This window comes from Mesorhizobium sp. B2-4-2 (genome assembly GCF_006442845.1).
Classification (GTDB): domain Bacteria; phylum Pseudomonadota; class Alphaproteobacteria; order Rhizobiales; family Rhizobiaceae; genus Mesorhizobium.
This window is the reverse complement of the sequence record NZ_VFVM01000010.1, coordinates 154,842-178,808: the sequence shown is the minus strand read 5'-3', so window position 1 is coordinate 178,808 and position 23,967 is coordinate 154,842. Positions and strand designations below refer to the sequence as shown.

21 protein-coding genes are annotated in these 23,967 nt (G+C 66.2%); 13 read left to right on the top strand and 8 right to left on the bottom strand.

Going from position 1 to position 23,967, the window contains the following annotated elements; all coding sequences use genetic code 11:
• Nucleotides 1-47: 47 nt before the first annotated feature.
• Genes FJ942_RS22170 through FJ942_RS22160 form a run of 3 tightly spaced genes read right to left on the bottom strand, consistent with a single transcriptional unit; the run spans nucleotide 48 to nucleotide 3,801 of the window.
• Nucleotides 48-2,345, bottom strand: coding sequence for a xanthine dehydrogenase family protein molybdopterin-binding subunit (locus tag FJ942_RS22170; protein ID WP_140500120.1), 2,298 nt, complete (start codon nucleotides 2,343-2,345; stop codon nucleotides 48-50).
• A complete protein-coding gene (locus FJ942_RS22165) occupies nucleotides 2,342-3,325 on the bottom strand; it encodes a xanthine dehydrogenase family protein subunit M (RefSeq protein WP_140565295.1) in 984 nt (327 codons plus the stop codon). Before FJ942_RS22165 ends, FJ942_RS22170 begins: the two co-directional genes overlap by 4 nt.
• Nucleotides 3,322-3,801: a (2Fe-2S)-binding protein gene (locus FJ942_RS22160; RefSeq protein WP_140500117.1), complete on the bottom strand. Its 480-nt coding sequence runs from the start codon at nucleotides 3,799-3,801 to the stop codon at nucleotides 3,322-3,324. Before FJ942_RS22160 ends, FJ942_RS22165 begins: the two co-directional genes overlap by 4 nt.
• A 302-nt stretch (nucleotides 3,802-4,103) precedes the next feature.
• Between FJ942_RS22160 and FJ942_RS22155 the strand changes: the two genes are divergently transcribed.
• Nucleotides 4,104-4,718 (top strand): TetR/AcrR family transcriptional regulator, encoded by a 615-nt coding sequence (locus tag FJ942_RS22155; protein ID WP_140500115.1) that lies wholly within the window; start codon nucleotides 4,104-4,106, stop codon nucleotides 4,716-4,718.
• A 56-nt stretch (nucleotides 4,719-4,774) separates the two neighbouring features.
• Nucleotides 4,775-5,773: a bestrophin family ion channel gene (locus FJ942_RS22150; RefSeq protein WP_140556442.1), complete on the top strand. Its 999-nt coding sequence runs from the start codon at nucleotides 4,775-4,777 to the stop codon at nucleotides 5,771-5,773.
• A gap of 84 nt (nucleotides 5,774-5,857) precedes the next feature.
• On the opposite strand, the gene FJ942_RS29080 is transcribed toward FJ942_RS22150, so the two are convergent.
• From FJ942_RS29080 to FJ942_RS22140, 3 genes are all read right to left on the bottom strand, one after another.
• Complete coding sequence (locus tag FJ942_RS29080; protein ID WP_263483591.1) at nucleotides 5,858-5,986, bottom strand: hypothetical protein; 129 nt, start codon at nucleotides 5,984-5,986, stop codon at nucleotides 5,858-5,860.
• 32 nt (nucleotides 5,987-6,018) lie between these two features.
• The gene (locus FJ942_RS22145) at nucleotides 6,019-6,339 is read right to left on the bottom strand and encodes a hypothetical protein (RefSeq protein WP_140898935.1); all 321 of its coding nucleotides are present in this window, start codon (nucleotides 6,337-6,339) and stop codon (nucleotides 6,019-6,021) included.
• 120 nt (nucleotides 6,340-6,459) lie between these two features.
• Complete coding sequence (locus tag FJ942_RS22140) at nucleotides 6,460-7,212, bottom strand: DUF899 domain-containing protein (RefSeq protein WP_140898933.1); 753 nt, start codon at nucleotides 7,210-7,212, stop codon at nucleotides 6,460-6,462.
• A 110-nt stretch (nucleotides 7,213-7,322) separates the two neighbouring features.
• On the opposite strand from FJ942_RS22140, the gene FJ942_RS22135 reads away from it, so the two are divergent.
• The 3 genes from FJ942_RS22135 (at nucleotide 7,323) to FJ942_RS22125 (ending at nucleotide 10,195) form a co-directional block, all read left to right on the top strand.
• A complete protein-coding gene (locus FJ942_RS22135; RefSeq protein ID WP_140898931.1) occupies nucleotides 7,323-8,543 on the top strand; it encodes a helix-turn-helix domain-containing protein in 1,221 nt (406 codons plus the stop codon).
• Between the two features lie 36 nt (nucleotides 8,544-8,579).
• Nucleotides 8,580-9,212: a PQQ-binding-like beta-propeller repeat protein gene (locus FJ942_RS22130; protein WP_140898929.1), complete on the top strand. Its 633-nt coding sequence runs from the start codon at nucleotides 8,580-8,582 to the stop codon at nucleotides 9,210-9,212.
• A 152-nt stretch (nucleotides 9,213-9,364) separates the two neighbouring features.
• Nucleotides 9,365-10,195, top strand: coding sequence for an aldo/keto reductase (locus FJ942_RS22125; protein ID WP_140500104.1), 831 nt, complete (start codon nucleotides 9,365-9,367; stop codon nucleotides 10,193-10,195).
• Between the two features lie 201 nt (nucleotides 10,196-10,396).
• On the opposite strand, the gene FJ942_RS22115 is transcribed toward FJ942_RS22125, so the two are convergent.
• Together FJ942_RS22115 and FJ942_RS22110 are read right to left on the bottom strand one after the other, a co-directional pair.
• Nucleotides 10,397-10,768 (bottom strand): endonuclease domain-containing protein, encoded by a 372-nt coding sequence (locus FJ942_RS22115; RefSeq protein ID WP_140521473.1) that lies wholly within the window; start codon nucleotides 10,766-10,768, stop codon nucleotides 10,397-10,399.
• Nucleotides 10,769-11,017: 249 nt separating this feature from the next.
• Nucleotides 11,018-11,323, bottom strand: a complete 306-nt coding sequence (locus FJ942_RS22110) for a hypothetical protein (RefSeq protein ID WP_140500102.1) — start codon at nucleotides 11,321-11,323, stop codon at nucleotides 11,018-11,020.
• Between the two features lie 221 nt (nucleotides 11,324-11,544).
• Between FJ942_RS22110 and FJ942_RS22105 the strand changes: the two genes are divergently transcribed.
• From FJ942_RS22105 to FJ942_RS22070, 8 genes are all read left to right on the top strand, one after another.
• Nucleotides 11,545-12,186, top strand: coding sequence for a glutathione S-transferase family protein (locus FJ942_RS22105; RefSeq protein WP_140898976.1), 642 nt, complete (start codon nucleotides 11,545-11,547; stop codon nucleotides 12,184-12,186).
• 254 nt (nucleotides 12,187-12,440) lie between these two features.
• Nucleotides 12,441-13,985, top strand: a complete 1,545-nt coding sequence (locus FJ942_RS22100; RefSeq protein ID WP_246679880.1) for an ATP-binding protein — start codon at nucleotides 12,441-12,443, stop codon at nucleotides 13,983-13,985.
• Nucleotides 13,986-14,088: 103 nt separating this feature from the next.
• Nucleotides 14,089-15,894 carry an N-6 DNA methylase gene (locus FJ942_RS22095; protein WP_140898926.1) on the top strand — a complete coding sequence of 602 codons (1,806 nt, stop codon included), beginning with the start codon at nucleotides 14,089-14,091 and terminating at the stop codon, nucleotides 15,892-15,894.
• Nucleotides 15,891-16,982, top strand: a complete 1,092-nt coding sequence (locus FJ942_RS22090; RefSeq protein WP_140558894.1) for a BsuBI/PstI family type II restriction endonuclease — start codon at nucleotides 15,891-15,893, stop codon at nucleotides 16,980-16,982. The genes FJ942_RS22095 and FJ942_RS22090 overlap by 4 nt, the downstream gene beginning before the upstream one ends.
• Before the next feature lie 187 nt (nucleotides 16,983-17,169).
• A complete protein-coding gene (locus tag FJ942_RS22085) occupies nucleotides 17,170-17,379 on the top strand; it encodes a hypothetical protein (protein ID WP_140558895.1) in 210 nt (69 codons plus the stop codon).
• A 97-nt stretch (nucleotides 17,380-17,476) separates the two neighbouring features.
• Nucleotides 17,477-18,667 carry an AraC family transcriptional regulator gene (locus FJ942_RS22080; protein ID WP_224655996.1) on the top strand — a complete coding sequence of 397 codons (1,191 nt, stop codon included), beginning with the start codon at nucleotides 17,477-17,479 and terminating at the stop codon, nucleotides 18,665-18,667.
• Nucleotides 18,668-18,841: 174 nt separating this feature from the next.
• Nucleotides 18,842-19,360 (top strand): AraC family transcriptional regulator, encoded by a 519-nt coding sequence (locus FJ942_RS22075; protein WP_140500094.1) that lies wholly within the window; start codon nucleotides 18,842-18,844, stop codon nucleotides 19,358-19,360.
• Between the two features lie 196 nt (nucleotides 19,361-19,556).
• Nucleotides 19,557-23,960, top strand: coding sequence for a YadA-like family protein (locus tag FJ942_RS22070; RefSeq protein ID WP_140898924.1), 4,404 nt, complete (start codon nucleotides 19,557-19,559; stop codon nucleotides 23,958-23,960).
• Nucleotides 23,961-23,967 lie beyond the last annotated feature (7 nt).

Here is a 23,967-nt window from a genome sequence, read left to right as displayed (position 1 = left end):
TGCCGGCCATCTCCCCCTCAAGGGGGGAGATTACTCGCTTCCACCGCTCAGATCAGCTTCTCCAGCGTGATCGGCAAGTCGCGCACCCTTTTCCCCGTCGCGTGGAACACCGCGTTGGCGATCGCCGGCGCCACGCCGACGATGGGCAGTTCGCCGACGCCCTTGCCGCCGAGCACAGAGGAGTGCGGGTCGGGGATGCCGACCGAAATCACCTCGATGTCGGGAATGTCGGCATTGGTCGGCACCAGATAGTCGGCGAGGTTGTTGTTGACGATGCGGCCGTGGCGGCGGTCGATGATGCCTTCTTCCAGCAACGCCTGGCCGATGCCCATGATGATGCCGCCCTTCCACTGGCTTTCCGCCAGCTTCGGATTGTAGAGCCGTCCCGAATCCAGCGCCGACACGACGCGCGAGACCCGCACGGTGCCGAAATCCTCGTCGACCCGGACCTCGATGAAATGCGCGCACCAGGAGTGGCGGGAATAGTCGCCTTCGGTGTGCGGCAGCGCCATGGCGATGGTGGTGTAGTTCCTGTAGCGGTCCTCGGCACTCGAATTGGCCGGCATGGTATCGCCTGTCGCCTCGATGCGATCGCGGCCGACGCTTTTGAGGAGCTCGGCGATCGACACATCGGGGCCGTCGCCACGCGGTGCGGTGATGCGGCCATTGGCGACGACCAGCGTGTTGGCCTGCAGCGCATGGAAGGGCGAGCGCGGGTCGCTGATCGCCAACCCGACCAACTGGTCGAGCGCCGAGGTCGCGGCCTTGTAGACGGCACCGGTCATGACGCCGGCCAGGCGCGAGCCGCCTGCGACGCCGGCGCGGGGAAAGCGGGAATCGCCCAGCTTCACCACGACGTCGTCGGCCGGCACGCCCACCGTCTCGGCCGCCGTCTGCGCCAGGATGGTGTAGGTGCCCTGGCCCATGTCGATCGAGGAGCTTTCGACCTCCACCGAGCCGTCGGCCAGGATGCGCACGATCGCCTCGCCATAGGCGCGCCGCACCGGATAGGTACCGGCGGCCACGCCCCAGCCGATCAGCTGGTTGCCGTCGCGCATCGAACGCGGCTCCGGTGAGCGCCTGGCCCAGCCGAAGCGCTCGGCGCCCGTGGCAAAAGCCTCGCGCAACTGCCTGGTGGACCAGGCTTTTTTCACTTCCGGGTCCTGCTCGGCATAGTTCCGCAGCCGGATCTCCAGCGGGTCGATGCCAACCTCATAGGCGAGCTCGTCGATGGCGCTTTCGATGCCGAAGGCCGAAGGGTTCTCGCCCGGCGCGCGCATGGCGCCCGGCACCACGGAATTCACCCGCACGACGTTCTGCCGGGACGAAAAGTTCGGCGTCGCGTACATGATCGAGGTAACCGAGGCCAACGGCTCCACCCACATGCCATCGATCGACGTTTCATTGACGCCGCGATGCACGATCGACTGGATTTTTCCTTCCGCATCCGCGCCGAGCGCCACCGTCTGGCGCGTCGCGGCGCGGCCGCCATAGCCGGTGAAGGTCTGCGGGCGCGTCATCACCAGGCGCACCGGCCGGCCGAGCATTTTGGCTGCACTCGCGGCAACCGCGCCGTGGCCGAGCGCCAGCGCCTTGGAGCCGAACCCGCCGCCAATATAGGGCGAGACCAGCCGCACATTCTCGAACGGCACACCGAACCATTCGGCATAGGTGCGCGCCATGCCGTCGAGCCATTGGCTCGGCTCCCAAACAGTGAGCCGGTCGCCCTCCCAGCGGGCGATCAGGCCGTGCGGCTCCATCGGCGCCTGGTATTCGCGCGGCGTGTTGTAGGCGGCGCAGATCCGGACCGGGGCGGACGCAAAGGCAGCCTGCGCGTCGCCCCATTCCTTGGTCATGGCCTCGATCGGAATGCCGTCGCCGGCCTTGGCATCGTTGAGGTCGACGATGGCCGGCGTCTCGTCATAGCCGACCTTGACGAGGGCCGCTGCCGCAACCGCCTGTTCGAAGGTTTCGGCGACCACGGCGGCGACATGCTGGCCCGAAAAGCTGATGTCGCGCGCCAGCGGGCAATAAGGCTTGTCGGGCGGGGGCGTGCCGAACCAGTCCGACGCGGTTTTCAGGGCCATGATGGTGTCCGGCGTCAGCACTTGCAGCACGCCGGGCGCCGCCTCAGCCTGCGCCGTATCGATGGCGCGCACCTTGCCGGACGCGATCGTGCTGTCGACCAGCACGGCATAGGCCAGGTCTTCGAGCTGCTGTTCGACGGCGTATTTGGCCGCGCCGGTGATCTTGGCCGGGCCGTCGACGCGCGACAGCCGGCCTCCGACGGCTTGTGCCAGCACGCCGTCGGAGGCGTCGCCATGTCTTGCGATGTGAACGGTCATGCCGCTTCTCCCAGTTTGAGGATCGCTCTGGCCACGACGCGCGGCGCGAGCTCGATCTTGTAGTGGTTGGCGCCATGGTCGACGGCGCCCTCGACGGCGAGCAGGCTGGCCGCGCGGACAGCCTTAGGCTCCAGCACCTTGCCTTTCAGCGCCTCTTCCACGGCGCGCGCCCGCCAGGGCTTCGTGGCAACGCCGCCGAGCGCGACGCGCAGGTCGCGGACGGTGCGCCCGTCGGCCTCGAGTTCGAGGCCGACGGCGGCACTGGCGGCGGCGAACTCGTAAGACTGCCGGTCGCGGACCTTCACGTAGCTCGAGCGGCGGGCGGCGGCGGATCCCGGGATTTCGATGGCGGTGATCATCTCGCCCGGTTCGATCGCGTGTTCCTTCTGAGGCGTGGTGCCGGGCAGCAGGAAAAAGTCGTCGACCAAGACGCGGCGTTCTCCGAGATGGACCACCGCATCGAAGGCGACCAGCGCGGTGGCGAGATCGCCGGGATAGGTGGCGATGCAGGCCTCGCTGGTGCCGAGCACCGCATGGCCCCTGGTGACGCCGCCGATCGCCGAACAGCCGCTGCCGGGCTCGCGCTTGTTGCAGGCGGCAAAATTCGAAGGATCGCGGAAATAGGGGCAGCGTGTGCGCTGCATCAGATTGCCGCCGACGGTCGCCATGTTGCGGAGCTGCGCCGAAGCCGCCTGCCACAGCGCCTCCGAGACAGCGGGAAAGCCGCCCTTGATGCCGGCATGGTCGGCGACATGGCTCATCCTGGCGAGCGCGCCGATGACGGCGCCGCGCTCGTCGATCTCGATGGTGTCGAGCCCCTTGAGATGGGTGATGTCGACCAGGCTGTCGGGCTCGGCGACGCCGCATTTGGCGAGGTCGATCAGCGTCGTGCCGCCGGCCAGCAGCATGGCGCCGGGCAGGGCGGCCGCCTGGCGTGCGGCGTCGACGGAGTTGGCGCGAAGATAGGAAAAATCCCTCATGACGCGGCCTCCAGCGCTGCCTGGCGCACGGCGGCGACGATGTGCGGATAAGCGCCGCAGCGGCAGAGATTGCCGGCCATGTATTCGCGGATCTCGTCATCGGAGCCGGCATGGCCCTCGCGGATGCAGGCGACCGCCGACATGATCTGGCCCGATGTGCAATAGCCGCACTGGAAGGCGTCCTGATCGAGGAAGGCAGCCTGCACGGGATGCAGTGCGCCCTCCCGTGCAAGCCCCTCTATGGTGGTGACGGTGCGGCCTTCGGCCTGTGCCGCGAGCGTCAGGCAAGCCAGCACGCGCTCGCCGTCGACATGCACGGTGCAGGCGCCGCACTGGCCGTGGTCGCAGCCCTTCTTGGTGCCTGTCAGGCCGAGGCGGTCGCGCAAGGCGTCGAGCAGTGTGACGCGCGGTTCGAGGTCCAGCGTATGCGGCTGGCCGTTGATATCGAGATGGACGGGGATTGTGGTGTTCGTCATGGGCGTCTGGCTCCAGTTGCTTGACGCTGAGGGAAATGAAGTGGTGTCGGGGCGGGGAAGGGCAAGGCGCAATGTGGTCAGCTTGGCCGATCTCCCCCCGTGCGGGGGGAGATTACGCTCTTCGGCGCCTTCACCAGTCCCTGACGGAAATCGGCTTTGGCTTGCAAGCTTTCAGCACGTGACATACCGGTTCCCCTGATTATATGATAAAGGTGCTCCACTAAAGCGGAGGCGCCTCCGTTTATTACGTGGGGGCTGACCCGATGGGGTTCAAGCCCCATATTTCGACAGTGGAGAAAAAATTGGCCGCAGAGCCGTCCGCCATCCCCGACCAGAAGACAGCAGAGGCCAAGCCGCTGCGCGCCGACGCGCAGCGCAACCGCGACCGGCTGGTCGAGGTGGCGGCCTCGGTCTTCGCCGAGCGCGGGATCGACGCCTCGCTGGAGGAGATCGCGCGCCGCGCGGGCGTCGGCATCGGCACGCTCTACCGGCATTTCCCGACACGCGAGCACCTGGTCGAGGTGGTCTACCGCCGCGAGGTGGAGGGGCTGTGCGCGGCCGCCGGCGAACTGGCGGCAAAGCATCCGTCTGACGTGGCGCTGGAAGAATGGATGCGGCGCTTCGTCGACTATATCGCCACCAAGCGAGGGCTTGCGACCAGCCTGCGCATCCTGTTGACGGCGAATGCCAATCTCTATTCCGACACGTCGGGTCGGGTCTCGGCGGCGTTGCGGCAATTGGTCGAGGCGGCGGTGGCCGAGGGCACCATCCGTGGCGATGTCGACGCGTCCGACGTGCTGCACGCGCTGGGCGGCATCTATTCGGCGCCCGACACCCCGGATTGGCGCGATCGCTCGCGCCGGCTGGTCCGGCTGCTGATGGACGGATTGCGGTTCGGCGCCGCCAAGGCTAGGTGAGGGCGACTGGAGACTGGCCTGCGGCTAGCGGGCACGTCCGCGATTTGGGGCATCTTATGTATGTGGGCCGTTCCTACAAGGTGATGGATTTCGCGCTCTGGTCGCGGCGCAGCGTCATCTACATGGTGGTGGTGAGCGGACTGGCGGTGGCCGCCTACCGTTTTCCCGGACTTGCCGGGTTCTCGGTGCCGTGGTCTGTCGTGCTGGTGCTCGGCACCACGGTGTCACTGGTGGCCGGCTTCAAGAATTCGCAGGTGTTTACCCGCAGCGGTGAAGCGCTGCAGGCGTTTGCGCAAATCACGGCCAGCAGCCGGTTGTGGTCCAATTTCTGCAGGGACTTCACCGACGCCCCGACAGCGAAGCAACTCATCTATCGCCACATCGCCTGGATGACGGCGCTGCGTTTCGCGCTGCGGCGGCCGATGCCATGGGAATCCATGGCGCGGGCCGCCAATATCGAATACCGGCGGCGTTACCATGTCCAGGAGGATACGGGCTCGATTGCCGACGAATTGCGGCCGTTGCTGGCCGAGCAGACCGAGGGCGTCCTGAAATCGCCCCGCCCGGCGATCGCCTTGCTCGAAATGCAATCGGTGCAGGTCAACGGCTTGTTCAAGGATGCCAAGATTCCTCCGCAGATCTATGGCGAACTGACAAAACTCATCCGCGACTTCCACGACCAGCAGGCGCGCTGCGACCGCATCAAGAACAATCCCTATCCCCGCCAATACGCCATCGTCAGTTCCATGTTCGTCATGATCTTCTGCACGCTGTTGCCGTTCGGCGTCGTTCCGGTCTTCGCTGAGATGGGCAAATTCGGCGGGGCGCTGGGCTCGATCGCGATCTGGCTGACGATCCCGTTCAGCACGCTGCTGGGCTGGGCATACATGTCGCTCGACCAGGTCGGCGAGAGCAGCGCCAACCCTTTCGAGGGCAACGCCAACGATGTGCCGATTTCGCAGATCTGCCGCGACATCGAGATCGAGATGCGGACCGGGCTCGGCGAGGTCGACCTTCCCGCGCCATTGCTGCCTGTCAACGACATCGCGACGTAAACGCCAGCGCGCTTGGCGGCGATGAGCAGGGCGAACGGCCGGCTTCATTGCGCCTGGGCGGCGCGCCGCTCCGCCGTCGAAGCGTCAGGTCTTTTCGGGCGTGCACCAGGGGCAGCCCTTGGCGGGTTGCGACGGCTCGTCGCCGCGCCGTGTCGGCTCCGCCTCGATCGGCTCCCGTGTGTCGGGACCGTGCGTCTCACTCGTCCGTGTCATGGTTCTTCTCCTTGATGGGTTGCATCGGCGATTCAAACTGGTTGCGCAATGCTCTGTTTTTGCAGAGTTTTCTCCAAGCGCTTTGCTTTCTCCCGGCCCGCCTGCCTGTTGGAAATCACGCGCAGCCAAGGCGCCAGATGGAAGGCGCTCATCAGCAGGTACATGGCCGGCATGCCGGTGAGCGGCGAAGAGGTGCCCATGCACAGCATCGCCGCATCGCCGCCGAAGATGCCGGCCAGCAGCGCCATCAGGGCGAAGATCGGCGCTGCGGCGAGGCCCAGCCGGTCGGCGATGCCGAGGCGGGCCGCGTCCTGATCGGGACAGCGGCGGGCGTCTGTATGGATGTCGCTCATGTCTTTCTCCTCGGTTGCGCATTGGCGCAAGCCCGGAAAGCAGCAGCAGTTCTGGGAAAGCTGCCGCCTTGTGAAGAGCGTCCGGCCGCGCTTGCGTGGAGCCGGCGCTCTAGCCAGGCTCTACTGGGCGTCCTTGTTGCGGAACGCCGCCTCGCCGGCAGCAGACACTTCGTCCCATTTCCTGTCCGGCGCGGTGTCGGCGTCGTAATTGTCGCTCCAGTTCCACCATTTGTAGGTCGGGGTCTGCGGATAGCCTTCGGGCGAGTCCTCCCAGATCTCCTGGCGGCCGAGCGGCGTGGCATCGAGGTAGCTCCAGACGGTGCCCATCGCCTCGTCGCCGCGGTTGTTGATCAGATAGGTGCGGAAGATGCGGTCCCCGTCGCGGATGAAGACGTTGTGGCCGTGCCATTCGTCGACGCCGAAATCTTTGTCGAAGCTGTCGGTGATGGTGTACCAGGGCATTGCCCAGCCCATCCGCTTCTTCAACCGCGCAATGTCGGCCTGCGGCGCGCGCGAGGCGTAGGCCAGCGTGGTGTCGCGGGCGTTGAGATGGGCGAGGTTGGAGACCTGGTCGGCACCCAGCGAGCAGCCGCGGCAGGCGTGATCGGGCCAGCCATACACACCCGGCTCGAAGAAGGCGCGGTAGACGATCAGCTGGCGGCGGCCCTCGAACAGGTCGAGCAGGCTCGCTTTTCCGTTGGGGCCTTCGAACGTGTAATCCTTCTCGACGGCCATCCACGGCATGCGCCGGCGCTCGGCGGCCAGTGCGTCCTTGGCGCGGAGCGTCGCCTTCTCCTTTACGAGCAACTGCTGGCGCGCCGCCTCCCATGCTTGCTGGGAAACGATCGGCGGTGTGTGCATTTGCTTGGTCATGGCTTTTGCCTCGCTGTTCCGGTTTGATGTGACGCGACTGACATAGCGCCGGACAGCGGGATGGTGAGAGTTACAAGTGTGGCGGGATTCGCCGTGGCGGGATTTTTTTGATGGATTCGCTGATCACGGCCGCGGGTCTGTTGCTGGCGGCGGGTGACCCGCTCGGCGCGCTCGACCGCGTGGCGTTGCGCGAGGACGCGCCGGCGCTGGCGCTGCGCGGCATCGCCATGGCGCAACTCGGCGATCTCGACCGGGCCAGGGCTCTGCTGCGGCGGGCGGGGCGCACCTTCGGGCCGAGGGAAGCGGTGGCGCGCGCCAGATGCGTCATCGCCGAAGCCGAGATCGCGCTGGTTTCGCGCGACCTCGGCTGGCCGGCCAAGGCGCTCGACGCGGCGCGGGCGACGCTGGAAAAGCAAGGCGACCGGCTGAACGCCGCGCATGCGCGGCACCTGGAAGTGCGATTCCTGTTGCTGATCGGCCGTCTCGACGAGGCCGAGCAGGTGCTGGCCGGGCTCGATGCGACGCCGTTTCCGCCGGCTTCGCGGGCCGCGCACGAGCTGGTCGTCGCCGGCATCGCCATGCGGCGCCTCAGGACGAAGACCGCGCGCGCGGCACTCGAGCGGGCCCGCCACGCCGCATGGCGGGCCGGCATTCCCGGACTGATGGCCGAGGTCGACAGCGCGTTCCGGGTGCTGGCAACGCCGGCGGCGCGGCTGATCGCGAACGGCCAGGAGCATCCGCTGCTGCTCGAGGAAGTCGAGACCTTGCAGGCATCGGAAGCGCTGGTGGTCGACGGTCTTCGTTATGCCGTGCGCAGACAGGAGGCGCGGGCCTCTCTGGCGACGCGCCCGGTGCTGTTTGCGCTGGCGCGCGCGTTGGCCGAGGCCTGGCCCGGCGACATGCCGCGTGCGGCGCTCATCGCCAGGGCCTTCGGCGGCAGGCACGCCGATGAATCGCATCGCGCCCGGCTGCGGGTCGAGATCGGCCGGCTGCGCGCCGAGCTGCGCGGGCTGGCCGACATCCAGGCGACGAAGCGCGGTTTTTCGCTGGCGCCGAAACGGGGCGGCGAAGTGGTGGTGCTGGCGCGGCCTCTCGATGAGCGGCATGCGGCAGTGCTCGCCTTCCTCGCCGACGGCGAAGCCTGGTCGAGCTCGGCACTGGCGCTGGCGCTCGCATCCAGCCAGCGCAGCGTGCAGCGCGCGCTGGAGCAGCTTGCCGAGACCGGCAAGGTGCAATGGTTCGGCCGCGGCCGGGCGCGCCGCTGGATGACGCCGCCGGTGGCGGGTTTCACGACCACCTTGTTACTCCCGGCGCCGTTGCCGAGCGGCTAGGAATGGATCACACGATCAAAAGGTGAGGATGAAGACATGAAACATGCGGCGGCCGAAATCCTGCGTGAATACGGCCCCTTTGCGGGCGTGGACAGCGTGCATGGGGTGAGCTTCGATGGGCAGAACGTCTGGTTTGCCTCGGGCAAGGGGCTCACCGCCTTCGACCCGGAGAGCGGGCAGGCGGTGCGCTCGATCGATGTCGCCGCCCATGCCGGGACGGCCTATGATGGCCAGTACCTCTACCAACTCGCCAAGGACCGGATCCAGAAGATCGATCCCGGCACCGGCGCGGTGCTGTCCACCATTCCGGCGCCCGGCGGCGGCGGCGATTCCGGCCTCACCTGGGCCGAGGGCACGTTGTGGGTGGGGCAGAACCGCCAGCGCAAGATCCACCAGATCGATCCCGAGACCGGGGCGGTCCTGCGCGTCATCGAATCCAACCGCTTCGTCACCGGCGTGACCTGGGTCGATGGCGAGTTGTGGCACGGCACCTGGGAAGGCGATCAGAGCGACCTGCGGCGCGTCGATCCCGAGACCGGAGAGGTGCTGGAACGGCTCGACATGCCGCCCGGCAAGGGCGTGTCGGGGCTCGAATCCGGCGGCGGCGACCGCTTCTTCTGCGGCGGCGGCCCGGGCGGCGTGGTGAGGACCGTGCGCCGACCGAAATGAGGGCTAATCTTTGCGGTGAGCTCAAATGCCAACGAAAGCGACAAGAGCATCGTCTGTGTCGATCACACATTCGGCAATTTGTCCGCCGCCGGCTGGCCGTTGCCCGATGCCGGGCCTAGATAGGCTGGACCATCTTCGCAGAGGACCAGACCATGCCTGAACAGATTTCGTTGAACGACGGCTCGACCATTCCCCGGCTCGGCCTTGGCGTGTGGCAAGTCGATCCCGCTATCACCGCCAAGGTGGTGGGTTGGGGGATCAAGGCCGGCTACAGGCTGATCGACACCGCCGAAGGCTACCAGAACGAGAAGGGCGTCGGGGAGGCGATCCGGGGCGCGGGCGTGCCGAGGGGCGAGCTGTTCATCACCTCGAAGCTGCGCAACGGCGCGCACCAGCGCGATGCCGCATTGCGCGCCTTCGAGGATACGATGGACAAGCTCGGCATCGAACAGATCGACCTGTTCCTCATCCACTGGCCGGTGCCCAGCCAGGACAAATATGTCGAGGCCTGGCAGACATTGGTCGAGCTGCAGAAAGCCGGCCGGATCAAATCGGTCGGCGTGTCGAATTTCAACCGGGATCACCTGGAGCGCATCATCGGCGAAACCGGCGTCACGCCAGCCGTCAACCAGATCGAGCTGCATCCGCGTTTCCAGCAGCGCGAGATCAGGGAGTTCCATGCCCGGCACAACATCCACACCGAAAGCTGGAGCCCGCTCGGCAGCGGCAGGCTGCTCAGCGACGCGACCATAGCAGGCATCGCCGCAAAGCACGGCAAGTCCGCGGCGCAGACGATGATCCGCTGGCATCTCCAGGAAGGGCTGATCGTCATCCCGAAATCGGTCCACCAGGACCGCATATCGGCCAATTTCGACGTCTTCGATTTCGAACTGGACGCGCAGGACCTGAAGGCCATCCGCGGCATGGATTCAGCCGATGGCCGCGTCGGGCCGAACCCTGCGACGGCGGCGTTCTTGTTTTGAGGCCACCAACGTTTTTACTCTACGGCGCCCCCCTCTGTCCTGCCGGACATCTCCCCCACGAGGGGGGAGATCGGCTGTCGTGAATGCTTTCGCCAATTTTCAACTTTGAAAAATGTGGCGCTGGAGCCAAAGCTGCCAATCTCCCCCCTTGTGGGGGAGATGCCCGGCAGGGCAGAGGGGGGGCGCTGTCCCGCCAGCCTGTCAGGGCGCGTCTGCCAAACCAGCCGCGATAACGATATGCTGGCAGACATTGTCTATGTCGCGGATGACATCGTCATTCCAGAAGCGCAAGACGATCCAGCCATCCTGTTCCAAGCGTTTGGTTCTGGCCTCGTCAGCATTGGCAAGACCCGGGTCGCCATGTTGTGAACCGTCGACCTCTGCAATCAGCTTTTTCTCCGGGCAGGCGAAGTCCACGATGTAGCCGGCGATGGGGAATTGCCTGCGAAAGCCCAGGCCCATCAGCCTATGCGCACGCAGCTCGTTCCAGAGCTTTAGTTCGGCATCGGTCATGATCCTGCGCATCGATTTCGCGTTAGCGCGGTGTCTTGGGGGCAAGGGTGTGTGTGGCATGGTGTGAGAGGCTTGATGCTGAAGTTGGTCACCAACGTTTTTACTCTACGGCGCCCCCCTCTGTCCTGCCGGACATCTCCCCCACGAGGGGGGAGATTGGCAGCTTTGGCTCCGGCGCTACATTCTTCAACGTTGAAGATTGGCGAAAGCATTCGCGACAGCCGATCTCCCCCCTTGTGGGGAGATGCCCGGCAGGGCAGAGGGGGGGCTGTCCCGCCGGCGTCTCAGGAGATCAGCAGCTTCAGTGCCTCAAATCCCCGAGCCGTCCAGCTGCTGGGCGTCGTCGCCTTCCCAGGGCGAGGGCATGGAGGCGCGGGCGAGGTTGGCCGAGGGCATCGGCATCCAGCATTTCAGCTCCGGCTCGGCATATTCGACGATGCGGCCGGGCGAGGAGTCCGACGCGCGCCAGCCTTCTTCGCCGAACTGGTCGCCATCCGACCAATAGGCGAGGTCGACTTCCGCCGGCCCCTGCTCGGACGGCCGGACCGTGACGAGGATCCGGCTGCCGTCCTTGGGCGCGCTTGACATGTGGCGCCAGCGGTCGGGCTCATCCATCGCTCATCCTCCTCGAGATCCATTGCCATGCTTCGAGAGGGATAGTCGCCTCGCGTCCGGAAGCGGTCAACCCGGACTTTTCGCAAAACCGGTCCTTGCGGTCGCGACCGCATTGTCGGATTCGATCGGCGCTATCCGTCCTTGGCGTGCATGCCGCAACAAGGAGCGAGGCGATGGCGAGTGACAAGGTCGGGCCGAAACCGCACGGGGCGGACGCGGAGATGAAACTGTTCTTCAGCCGCAACCCCAATCCGCGCCTGGGAGTCGCGGTGGCCCGTCACCTCGGGGCGAAGGTCGCGTTCGAATTCGCTTCGCCTATGGCGCCGGGCCAGGCGGAGCGGTTCCGTCCGCTCAATCCCAATCTTTCCCTGCCCTTGCTGGCCTGGCCTGGAGGGAGCCTCTGGGAAGCGGACGCCATAGCCTGCCGGCTTTCGCGCGACATGGGTTCGGATTTCTGGCGCGCGGGCGACGACGAACCCGAGATGATCCGTTGGCTGAGCTGGGGCAAGGAAGAGTTCGTCAGGGCCTGTGACATCGTGCATTTCGAGCGCGGCACCAAGCAGCGCTATGGCATCGGTCCGATCGACGCGGAAAAGGTCGCGGAGGGACTGGAACAGTTCCACAGGACGGCGCCGATCCTCGAGGCGGCACTTGGCCGGCGGCCATGGCTGGCCGGGACTTCGGTTTCCTATGCCGATTTCCGCATGGCGACGTTCCTGCCCTTCAACGACGCCGCCCGCTTGCCGCTCGGCGACTATTCCGAGATCGAGCGCTGGTATCGCCGGCTCGAAGAGATCGAGGCCTGGCGCGATCCGTTCCAGGGGCTGGACGCGCCCGCATTGGCGCCGGTCCCCGGACGGTGATGCCCGCGTGAGACGACGCGGGAGCGGCCGACCAGGCTTCAGGATTTGATTCGCGATTCCGCTTCAACTGCTTGTTTTCACATCCATCCGAAACGATTGCGCGCTTGTCATGCGATCGTTCAGCCGGTCCGAGGTTCGCATCAGGCAGGCAGCATTCGCACAACTGTGCGCAACGCCCAACCGGCGGCCATCGGCGCTCGACGCTTTGCAATCGGATTGATAAGTCCCTCTGCGAAGGAGCGGCTGAGTCTGACATGACCGTTGCGATCGAGATGGGACAGACGACCGCCGGCGCGCCGGCGGCGCTGGACCTTGAGGAACTGCTGGCGACGCGGCTTTTGGTGCAGGGCAATTCGGGCTCCGGCAAATCTCATTTGTTGCGCCGGCTGCTGGAGCAGAGCGCGCCCTGGGTGCAGCAGACCATCATCGACCCCGAAGGCGACTTCGTGTCGCTGGGCGAACGCTTCGGCCATCTGGTGATCGATGCCGAGGAACATACCGAGCGCGGGTTGCAGAGCGCCGGCGAGCGGGCGCGCATCCACCGCGTCTCCACGGTGCTCAATCTCGAAGGGCTCGACGCCGAGAACCAGATGCGGCGCGCCGCCGCCTTCCTCGGCGGGCTGTTCGAGGTGGCGCGCGACCATTGGTATCCCATGCTGGTGGTGGTGGACGAGGCGCAGCTTTTCGCGCCGGCGGTGGCCGGCGAGGTTTCCGACGAAGCGAGAAAGCTTTCGCTCGGCGCCATGACCAATCTGATGTGCCGCGGCCGCAAGCGCGGGCTTGCCGGCATCGTCGCCACGCAGCGCCTTGCCAAGCTTGCCAAGAACGTCGCGGCCGAGGCTTCCAATTTCCTCATGGGCCGCACCTTCCTCGACATCGACATGGCACGTGCCGCCGATCTGCTTGGCATGGAGCGGCGGCAGGCGGAGGCCTTTCGCGACCTGGAACGCGGACACTTCATGGCGCTGGGCCCGGCGCTGTCGCGCCGTCCGCTCGGCCTGCGCATCGGGCCGACGGATACGAGCCCGCGCAACGGTACGCCGCGGCTGATGCCGCTGCCGGAAGCGGCATTGGAGGACGCCCGCGCGATCATCCTGGCGGCACCGCCGCCGGAGGCCGTGCGGCCGCAGCGGCGGGTGACATCGCCGGACCTGCTCGACCAGCTGATGGCGGCGAAGTCCGCGGCGCTGGAGATCCGCCCCGAACCGGCCGAGCCGGCGCCCAGCGCCGAGGACCTGGCGGAGCGGCGCGAGCGGATGGACCGCATCCTGCGCGCCATCCTGGCGGAGCCCGACGCGGGCTTCCGCGTCATCGGCGTGCTCTACCAGGAGTTCGTGGTGCGCTGCCGCATCGAGGGGCTGGCGTCGGTCGTGCCCGATCTGCAGGAGTTCCGCCGCATGCTGACGCGCGCCCGCGCCGGCGTGGGTTCCGATATGGCCGAGGACGATGCGTGGCGCGACGTCTCCGTGCGCGCCTCGCTGTTGCCCGAGGACATGCAGGGCGTGTTCATGATGATCGCCCGCGCGGCAAAGGAAGGCTGGCCCTGCCCGAGCGACGCCGCGATCGCCCGCGCCTATGGTTCGCACTCCATGCGCCGCGCCCGGCGCCTGCTCACCTACATCGAGGAGCAGGGCCTGATCGTGTGCCAGCTCGACGGTACCGGCCGGCGCACCGTCACACTGGTGGAACTCGCCTGGGCGACGGCGCCGGGCGACCCCAATGCGGCGCCGGGCGACCGCAACGCGGCGCCGGGCGATCCCAATACCGAGGAGACGGAGCAGGGTAGCCTGGCGCTGTGATCAATGCATGCGCGCGGCACGGTTGCGGTTTTCCACTGGAACATAACGAGAACATGTGATACTCTATCGCATCGGTGAGTCTTGCGCGGTACGGTCGAGAGCGATGGGAAAAGTTTCACAGATTCGCGGGTCGAAATTGCCTGCCGTCTTGCGCTCGGTGGCTGATGCATTGCGAGTGGCGCGCGCGGAGCTGTCGAAGGCTCGCCTGCTGGCGCGCGCATGGTGCGAGACGATCGATGAATGCGACCGCGAAACCTATGCGGTTTCGCTGACCCGGCGCGCGCTGGAGGCCTTGTCGGCGGCCCTCGGCATTTCCCCGGCGATCTGCCCCTCGCTCGCCTTCGATACGGAGGCGCTGGACGAGCCGGCTTCCGCGCTTGCGCACAGCATCGGAGAGACCGCCGCGCGGCTGCCGATCCTCGAAGCGCTGCATCTCGTCACCAGCCTCTATCCGGTCCTGCTGCCGACCAGGGAGCGCGGTGAGCGCGGTGCCTTCTACACGCCGCCGGCGCTGGTCAATCGCCTGCTCGACCAGGCCGAGGAAGAGGGCCTGGACTGGCGCAGCGCGCGGGTTCTCGATCCCGCCGCCGGCGGTGGGACGTTTCTGTTTCATGCCGCGCACCGCATGATCGCCGCGCTCGGCGATTGCGAGCCCGCTTTCGCGCTCAGCCATGTCGGCACCAGGCTTGCCGGTTTCGAGCTCGATCCTCTCGCGGCGCGGCTGGCGCAAGGCGCCCTGGAGATCGCGCTCGCCGATATCGCGACCAAGGCCGGGCGGGCCGCCCCCGCCATGGTGACGGCCTGCGACACGCTTGAAGCCGATCCGGAACCCGTCTTCGACCTCGTCGTCGGCAATCCGCCCTATGGGCGGGTCTCGCTGCCGTCGCAATTGCGCGAGCGCTATGCGCGCGGCCTCTACGGGCACGCCAATCTCTATGGCGTTTTCACCGACGCTGCGCTGCGCTGGACCAAGCCTGGCGGCCTCATCGCCTTCCTGACGCCGACAAGCTTTCTCGGCGGCCAATACTACTCGGCGCTGCGCAGCCTTCTGGCCAAGGAGGCGCCGCCCGTCGCGATCGACTTCGTGCATGCGCGGCGCGGCGTTTTCGAGGATGTGCTGCAAGAGACGCTGCTTGCCGTCTACGTCAACGGCGCGGAGCCGCGGCGCGCGCAGATCCACTATCTGACCGTCGCCTCCGAGACCGAGGCCGGGATTGCCCGCAACGGCACGATAGGCTTGCCATCGGACCACGCCATGCCTTGGCTTGCGCCGCGCACGCCGGAGCACAGCCGGCTCATCGCCCGGGCCGAGACGATGACGCATCGCCTCGTCGACTGGGGCTATGGGGTTTCGACCGGCCCGCTGGTCTGGAACCGCTTCAAGGGTCAATTGCGCGATCGCGCCGGCGGCAAGGGGGTGCATCCGTTGATCTGGGCCGAAGCCGTGACCGCCGACGGCCAGTTCGCCTATCGCGCGCGCAAGAAGAACCACGCTCCCTACTTCAAGCTGGAGGCCGGCGACGGCTGGCTGCTTGTCGAGGCGCCCTGCATCCTCGTCCAGCGCACCACCGCCAAGGAACAGGCCCGGCGCCTGATTGCCGCCGAACTTCGCCAGGAATTCATCGATGCGCATGGCGGCGTCGTCGTCGAAAACCATCTCAACATGGTCCGCGCGACCGGCAGCGCGAAGGTGCCGGCAGCGGTCTTGGCGGCGCTTTTGAACAGCCGCGTCGTCGATGATCTTTTCCGCTGCATCAGCGGCAGCGTCGCCGTTTCCGCCTTCGAGCTGGAAGCGCTGCCGCTGCCGCCGCCCAAGAGCACCAGCACGTTGGCGAAGCTCGTCGCAGCCGGTGCGACGCGCGAAAAGATCGAGGCGGAATGCAGCCGCCTCTACGGTGAGCCTGCATGACGGCACGGCCGCCCTATGCGACGCGCGATCTTGTCGCCGGGCGCTTGCCGCTGATCTTTCCGGAAGGCACGCCGAACCGCATCTATTGCATCCGCGAACTTGCCGCCAGCACCGTGTTCGCCGCTCTCTACATTGGCGCCGTCGAGGGTTCGGGGCGATTCCTGGGCCCTGTCCATGTTTATCGCATGACCCGCGAGCAGGCGGCGCTGGCGGACGATGCAGATCGCGATGCCTACGCCGCAACCGTCCTGCGCAAGAACGGCGCCGTCGCGGGCTCGCGCTGGTACGCGGACAATACGCGCGAGCCCATCCGCGACGAGACGCTGCGGGACGGGCTGGTGGCGATCGGCGCCGTGCTGCGTCGCGAGGATCTGCCGACGACCTCGGGCCAGCCCCGCTACGCGCTGAGGGCGGCGTTTGCAGCCCTGTTCGACCCGGCGCTGGAAGGCGAGGCGCTGGAAACCGCCATCTCGGAGTTCCAGGAAACGCATCTCAGCAAGGGCGCGCTGGCCCGCGTGACCATCATGCGCGCCGGCGCTGTCGCCAACACCGCCGGCATCCGCGTCACCTTTCCGAACGGCGACACCAGGCTTTTGGCGCCGGGACCGAGTTCGGTCATCGCGCAAGCCGTCATCGAGGTGTTCGCCAAACGGTTTCTCGCCGCCCCTGCCATGTTGTGGCTGAGCGAGAGCGGCAACAAGGTGGTCCTGCGCGACGACGCCATCGCCAGTGCGATCGGCCTCAAGATCGAGGCCGACAGGAACTTGCCCGACATCATCCTCGCCGATCTCGGCCGCAAGGAGCCGTTGATCCTGTTCGTGGAAGTGGTGGCGACCGATGGCGCGATCACGGATCGCCGGCGCGATGCCCTCCATGCTGTCACGGACGCGGCCGGTTTCGACCGAAAACAGATCGCGTTCCTGACCGCCTATCAGGATCGCCAGTCCGCCGGCTTCAAGAAGACCGTCGCGCAGCTTGCCTGGGGCTCGTTCGCCTGGTTCGTCTCCGAACCCGGCCAACTCCTCGTGCTTCATGACGGCGCGGCCGACGGGCGTCCATTCGGCAGCTTGCCTTGGACAGTGATGTAATAACGCTTCCCCAGCGTCACTAGGACAGCCGGTCGATACACGGATTATCCGGTGTTGCGCTCCGTTGGCGGCCTAGCCTGCTATGTTTAATGTTGGAGTTATTGTATAGGAATAAGGTCTGGCGAATAGCACTTCGTTTGTTGGGAACGAGTAGCATTTCGTTTGATGGCGAGGGGAGCGCCAAACGATGAAGTTCAACTTCGATGGACCTCCAGTGGATGAATCCGAGGCTGACATCCCGCTCGCCTGCCAGCGCCAATTGTTGCCTCTCGTGGGCGAAATCGTCGAGGCGGCTGTCGCGGCCGGCTGGGACAAGGATGATGTGCTTCTGGCTTTTGTGGAACTCGCGTGGGATCTTTACGAAAAAGGTCGCGGGGACCGCAATAGACGGCCGTGAACGACTGGCTCCGCGCCGCGCCGTTGCGTGCCACTGATGCCGAACAACGCTGTCGAACCACAGGGCCGACACAGCCTCGCATGTGAACTCCTCCTTCGTGACCGATGCGTTGCCGGCTTACGCCCGGGCCGACGAATCCGGAAGCGAAGATCCGTCAAGGCTCTTCGCTATTGACAGAAATGCTGCTGAACTTCCTTCGACGGTCAGTTCTTCTTTCTTATCTCGAATAAAGAATTTTCTTTGCGCGTGGAAGTTCTTTTCAATTCGAGGCGTGTGCGTTACGTTGATTCCGGGTCAGGGGAAGGGGATACCAAGCGGCGGTAAGCCGGCTGAGGCAACACGTATGAAACATGCGGGCGGGGCTCGGGAAAGCGGCGATTCCCAGGGCGTCGATCAAGAGCGGACAGCTCGATACGTCCTGGATATCATTCCGGAAAGTGCTGGTCCCAGAAGAGCCACCGCCCGCGGAAGCGTCATCTATTCCGTCCGCAGTCCGGGATCGCAGAAATTCCTGGCCAGGGAGCATTCCACGGGGATTGTGCTGAGGCCGGCACGCAAGCTGAGAGCCTCGCTCGGCAGTGACAGGATCACGCAGTACGATGCGCCGGTCGGCTGTCTCGTCGTCAATCCGGCGGGCGTCGACAGCACGCTGGCCTGGTCGCAGACCAGGGAGAACGCCGTCGTTTCGATCTCTCCCGAAGCGCTGTCCGAGCTGGCGGCCCATGAGTTCGACCTCCCGGACGTCAAGCTCGAGCCGCCCGCGTTCGGCACGGTTGACCTGAGGGCGCTCAACATAGCCCAGATGATCACTGCCGAACTGACCGACAGGCTGCCGCCGAACGAGCTCTATCTGGACTCGCTGCTGACGGTGTTCGGGGTGCATCTGCTGCGCGGTTATACGGGTCGCAAGAGGCAGGCCGCGTCGCCCAAAGGCGGGCTCTCCGCCGTTGGCGCCCGACGCGTGCGAGAGTATCTCGACCAGAACTTCGTGCGGAAAGTCATGGTCGCCGAGCTCGCGTCGGTCGCGGGGGTGTCACCAAATCATTTCATAGCAAGGTTCGCCGGGACATTCGGCATGCCGCCGCATCGGTATCTGATCAACCTGCGCCTCGATCTCGCGGAAAAGCTGCTGGCCGGCGGAGAGTTGCCGATTGCCGAAGTCGCCTACCTTGCCGGATTTTCGGATCAGAGCCACCTGGCCGCGACCATGAAGAGATACAGGGGAAGGACGCCAGGCGGGCTGGTGACGCTTTCCGCAGGAATTGAAAGCCCGACCATGGCAAAGTAGCAACAGCTGCTGGCCAGCGATCCAAGACCGGAATTTCCTACAAGGCTTCCGGAGTTTTTCAAAATACGTCCGTCACCACCTGTGCCCCAAGCTTTGCTGGAGTCATTTGGAATGCCATTCAGTTCGCGCATTGCTTGCCATCCGGCCGGATCGATCACATGAGCGGGGTTGGCGATGCGGGCCCGCTTCGATCAATCACGAATTGTTTTTCAGGGGAACGGGGAGGGAGGCCTCGGGTTGAAGTTCATCTGGGAAATATCGGGAGGCCGAAAAATGCCGGGCGATGATGGTCCCCCCGGATCGGTATCCGGAGCCAATCCGGCCCGGCAGCCGCTGCTCAACGTGAAGGGCGGGCTTTCCGTCCGCAGTGCGCGCAAGGTGCAGGAGTTCCTGAACGAGAACTTCTCGCGCAAGCTGGCGCTTGCCGAAATGGCCGCCGTCTGCGGATTTTCATCGTACCACTTCGTGCGCGCCTTCTCCAAGACGTTCGGCATGCCGCCGCATCAATATGTTCTCGATCTCAGGCTGGACTTCGCGGAAAGACTTCTTGCCGACAGCCGCATGACCATCGCCGACATCGCCCATCTCAGCGGGTTTTCGAGCCAGAGCCACTTCACCACCATGATGAAGAAATACCGGCAGATGACGCCGATGCAGGCGCGGGCGGGCAAGTTTAACGCAAAGATTAGATGAAGCCGCGCTCTCGTCATTATTTGATTACTTGATTTTAAAGCAGTTGCTAAGGTAACGAGCCGTTAACCTCCGCGTATATGCTCGTATCTTTTCTCACAAGACAGCAATTTCGTGAAATACCGCGAAGGGGAATCATGTCTTCCTGCTGTGGAGTGGAAGTGTCAGACATTTCGTGCCGGCCAGCGGAGAGGGAACCATGACCGACAATCATATTTCGGGCGGCCATATTTCGGGCGGCTCGCTCCTTGTTCAGCGCCGTGCGGCGCATTTCGCCAGTCACTGGATCGCGAATGGCGATCCTCGGTCCCGCTCGGCCCGGCGCCGCTTGATGGCGGTCCTGCGCATGGCGCATCGTGCGCTCGGCATGGGGCGCAAGCGCCTGGGGTTGGGAACGCTGGGCGTCGGCGGGGCGCTCGGGACCGCCGTGACGCTGGGCGCCTTCGCCGTGGGTATGGCCGCGACGCCGGCTCAGGCGCAATATCAGGCCGGCGGCGGGTCCGCGACCGCTCCCGAGGCCATCGCGGTCGGAAACGGCTCAAACGCCAGCCTTAACTGGGCCATAGCGCTCGGCTTCCAGGCCCAATCGACGGCGCAATACGGCGTCGCCATTGGTCGCACCGCGTCGGCCACGGGCACCGGCGGCGCAGTGGCGATCGGCTCCGGTACGATTTCAAACAATATCAACACGGTAGCGATCGGCGTCGCCGCGGGTGCCACTGGGGCCGGGGCCAGCGCGCTGGGCACCAACGCCCAAGCTTCGGGAGGGAACTCCACCGCAGTCGGTGTCAGCGCCACGGCCAGCAACAACTATGCGTTCGCCGCTGGCTACGGGTCCGTAGCCAGCGGGCTGCGCAGCACTGCGATTGGGCAGTTCGCAGGGGCGTCCGGGCTGGACGCTGTTGCACAAGGCACCAGCACCGTTGCGAACAGCCAAAATGCCGTCGCCGTCGGCTTCCAGTCGACCGCAACCGCGATAAACGCCGTCTATCTCGGCTCGCGCACCGCTGCCGGGACGGGAGCCTTGGCCCAGAGCGCCATTGCTATCGGTACGGACGTGACGGCGTCTCAGGTCGACACCACCGCAATCGGACGCCAAAGCAAGGCAACGGGAACGGGCGCCACGGCGATGGGTAAGAACGCCAGCGCCTGGGGCAACCAGTCCATTGCATTCGGTGTGGGCGCGCAGGCAGGCGTGCAGGCCGACACGGCCGTGCCCAACAGCATCGCCATCGGCACCAGCGCGCTTGCGAATAAGAACAACGCGATGGCGCTCGGCACGCTGGCCAATGCCACGGAGGACGGTGCCATCGCCATGGGCTCCTCTACCAACGCGACAGCCACGCAGGCCGTGGCGCTTGGCGTTTCCGTCAACGCCACTGGCGCCGGCGCCACCGTGGTGGGCAGCGCAGGCTCCACTGCGTCCGGCGCCTACTCCATTGTGGTAGGCGCCACCAGTACCGCGAGCGGAGCCAATTCCATCGCCATCGGCCCCTCGACCAACGCGACGGCGGCTAACACCATCGCCTTGGGCGCCAGCGCCAAGGCGGATTCCGCCGAAGCGGTCGCCATGGGCACCAATGCGGTGGCGACCGGCGGCAAAGCCGTCTCCATCGGCTCCGGCAACACCGCCTATGGCGACGGCGCGGTGTCGATCGGCGATCCGAGCTATGCCAGCGGCACCGGCGCCTTCACCGGCGGCGCCAACAACATCGCCAACAGCGACGGCACGGCGACCGCCACCGCGGCCAACATGGCCAACGGCGCCGTCGCGATCGGCAACAGCAACAAGGCGATCGGGCAAGGTTCCGTGGCGCTGGGCAACGGCTCGACGGCGGGCGCCGCCGGTCTTGCGGGCAATGTCGCGATTGGCGATGGCGCGACGGCGGCGGCAAGCTCCGGCGACGTGGCGCTCGGTTCGGGCTCGGTGACCACCACGGCGGTCGGCACGGCCAGCGGGGTGGTCAACGGCACCACCTACGCCTTCCAGGGCACCAACCCGACCTCGACGGTCAGCATCGGCGCGGCCGGCGCGGAACGCACCATCACCAACCTGGCGGCTGGGCGGATCAGCGCGCTCTCGACCGACGCCATCAACGGCTCGCAGCTCTTCGCCACCAACCAGGCGGTCGATGCCATCGGCGCCGTCGTCAACAACATCAATGTCGGCGGCGGCATCAAGTATTTCCATGCCAACTCGACGCTGGCGGATTCGCAGGCGCTGGGAGCCGATTCCGTCGCTGTCGGCCCGAATGCGGTCGCCAACAATGCCGGCGATGTCGCGATCGGCCTGAATTCGACGTCGGGCGCCACGACCAATGTCGGCGGCACGACGATCGGCGGCGTCAACTATACCTTCGCCGGCGGCACGCCGGCGGGCGCCTTCTCGGTCGGCTCGGCCGGCGCCGAGCGCCAGATCCAGAACGTCGCGGCCGGACAGTTGAACGGCGGTTCGACCGATGCCGTCAACGGCTCGCAGCTCTTCGCCACCAACCAGCAGGTGACCCAGAACACGACCGACATTGCCAATATCGGCGCTGGCGTGACCAATCTCGGCAACACGATCAACAACATCACCGGCGACACCTCGACCGTCTTCACCGACGCCAATGGCGAAGGCATCCGCTATGCCCGCACCAACGAGTTCGGGCTGGCGCAGACCGATTCCTTCGCCCAAGGCGTCGGTTCCACGGCGGTCGGCTACAATGCGACCGCGACCGGCGTCAGCGCGCTGGCGCTCGGCCGCGACAGCAATGCCAGCATCGACGGCGGCGTGGCCCTCGGCTCGGGTTCGCTCTCCGATCGCCCGATCGCTCCGGCTACCGGGCAACTGCCCGCCGGCCCGTCCAACTTCATCGAGTACAACACAACCGACAAGGCGCTGCTCGGCGCCGTTTCGGTCGGCAACGCCACCTCCTACCGGCAGATCACCAATGTCGCCGACGGCACGCAGGACCAGGACGCGGTGACGGTGCGCCAGCTCGCGGGCGCCATCGCCGCCGTGTCGGCCACCTCGACCAAGTATTTCCATGCCAATTCGGTGGCGGCCGACTCACTGGCGGTTGGCGCGGAATCGGTCGCGGTCGGTCCGACCACGGTCGTCAACGGCGATAACGGCATCGGCATCGGTAACGGCGCCATCGTCGACCAGACGGCGCCCGGCGGAACCGCCATCGGTCAGAACGCCCATGTGATGCTGGCGGACGGCCTTGCCTTCGGCACCAATTCGCTCGCCTCCGGCATCCAGTCGGTGGCGCTCGGCGCCGGCGCCCAAAGCACCTTCATCAACAGCGTGGCGCTGGGCGCGCAGTCCATCACCTCGGTCGGCGCGCAGGCCGGCTACGCGGCCTTTGCCCTGACCGCTCCGCAGACCTCGGTGGGCGAGGTGTCGATCGGCGACGCCGGAGCTGAACGCAAGCTCACCAATGTCGCGGCGGGCTCGGCCGACACCGACGGCGTCAACGTCTCGCAGCTGCGCGGCGTGTCGCAAAACGTGACCAACCTGTTCGGCGGCACCACCACGCTCAACCCCGACGGCTCGATCACCGGGCCGACCTACACCGTCCAGGGCAACACCTACACGACCGTCTATGACGGGCTCACGGCGGTCGACAATGCCTTGACCACCATCAGCAATGGCGGCGGCATCAAGTACTTCCACGCCAATTCGTCGCTGGCCGACAGTATCGCCGGCGGCACCGACGCCGTGGCGATCGGACCCGAAAGCGTGGCGAGCGGCAACGACAGCCTGGCCGCCGGCCATGGCTCGACGGCTACCGGGGCGGGCGCGGTCGCGCTCGGCCAGGGCGCGCAGGCCAACAACGCCAACGATGTGGCGCTCGGCTCCGGCTCGGTGACGCAGACCGCCGTCGGCACCTCCAGCACCGTCATCAACGGCAAGACCTACGCCTTTGCCGGCACCACGCCGACCGGAACAGTCAGCGTCGGCGATGCCGGCGCGGAGAGGACGATCACCAATGTCGCAGCCGGACGGATCGCCGCCGACAGCACCGACGCGATCAACGGTTCACAGCTCTTCGCCTCCAACCAGGCGATCGAGGCCCTGCAAACCGGCGTCGGAAATCTCAACCAGAATGCGGTGACCTATGACACGCAGGGCGGCGCCAAGACGAACACCATCACGCTGCAAGGCGGCGACGTCAACGCGCCGGTCGTCATCTCCAATGTCGGACCCGGCGTCGCCGGCACCGACGCGGTCAATGTCAACCAGCTGACCAAGGGCCTCGACACCGCCATCAGCACATCCAACAGCTATACCGACAAGGTGGCGGCCACGACCCTGCAACAGGCCAACGACTATACCGACCAGAAACTCGGCCAGCTGAATTCGGACATCAGCGGCATCCGCGACGAAGCCCGGCAAGCGGCGGCAATCGGCCTCGCCGCCGCCTCGCTGCGCTACGACGACCGTCCCGGAAAGCTGAGCGTCGCGGCGGGCGGCGGCTTCTGGCGGGATGCCAGCGCCTTTGCCTTCGGCGCGGGCTACACCAGCGAGGACGGCCGTATCCGCGGCAATGTCTCGGGCACGGCGGCGGGCGGAAATGTCGGTGTCGGCGCCGGCCTGAGCTTCACGTTGAACTGAGGCGGGA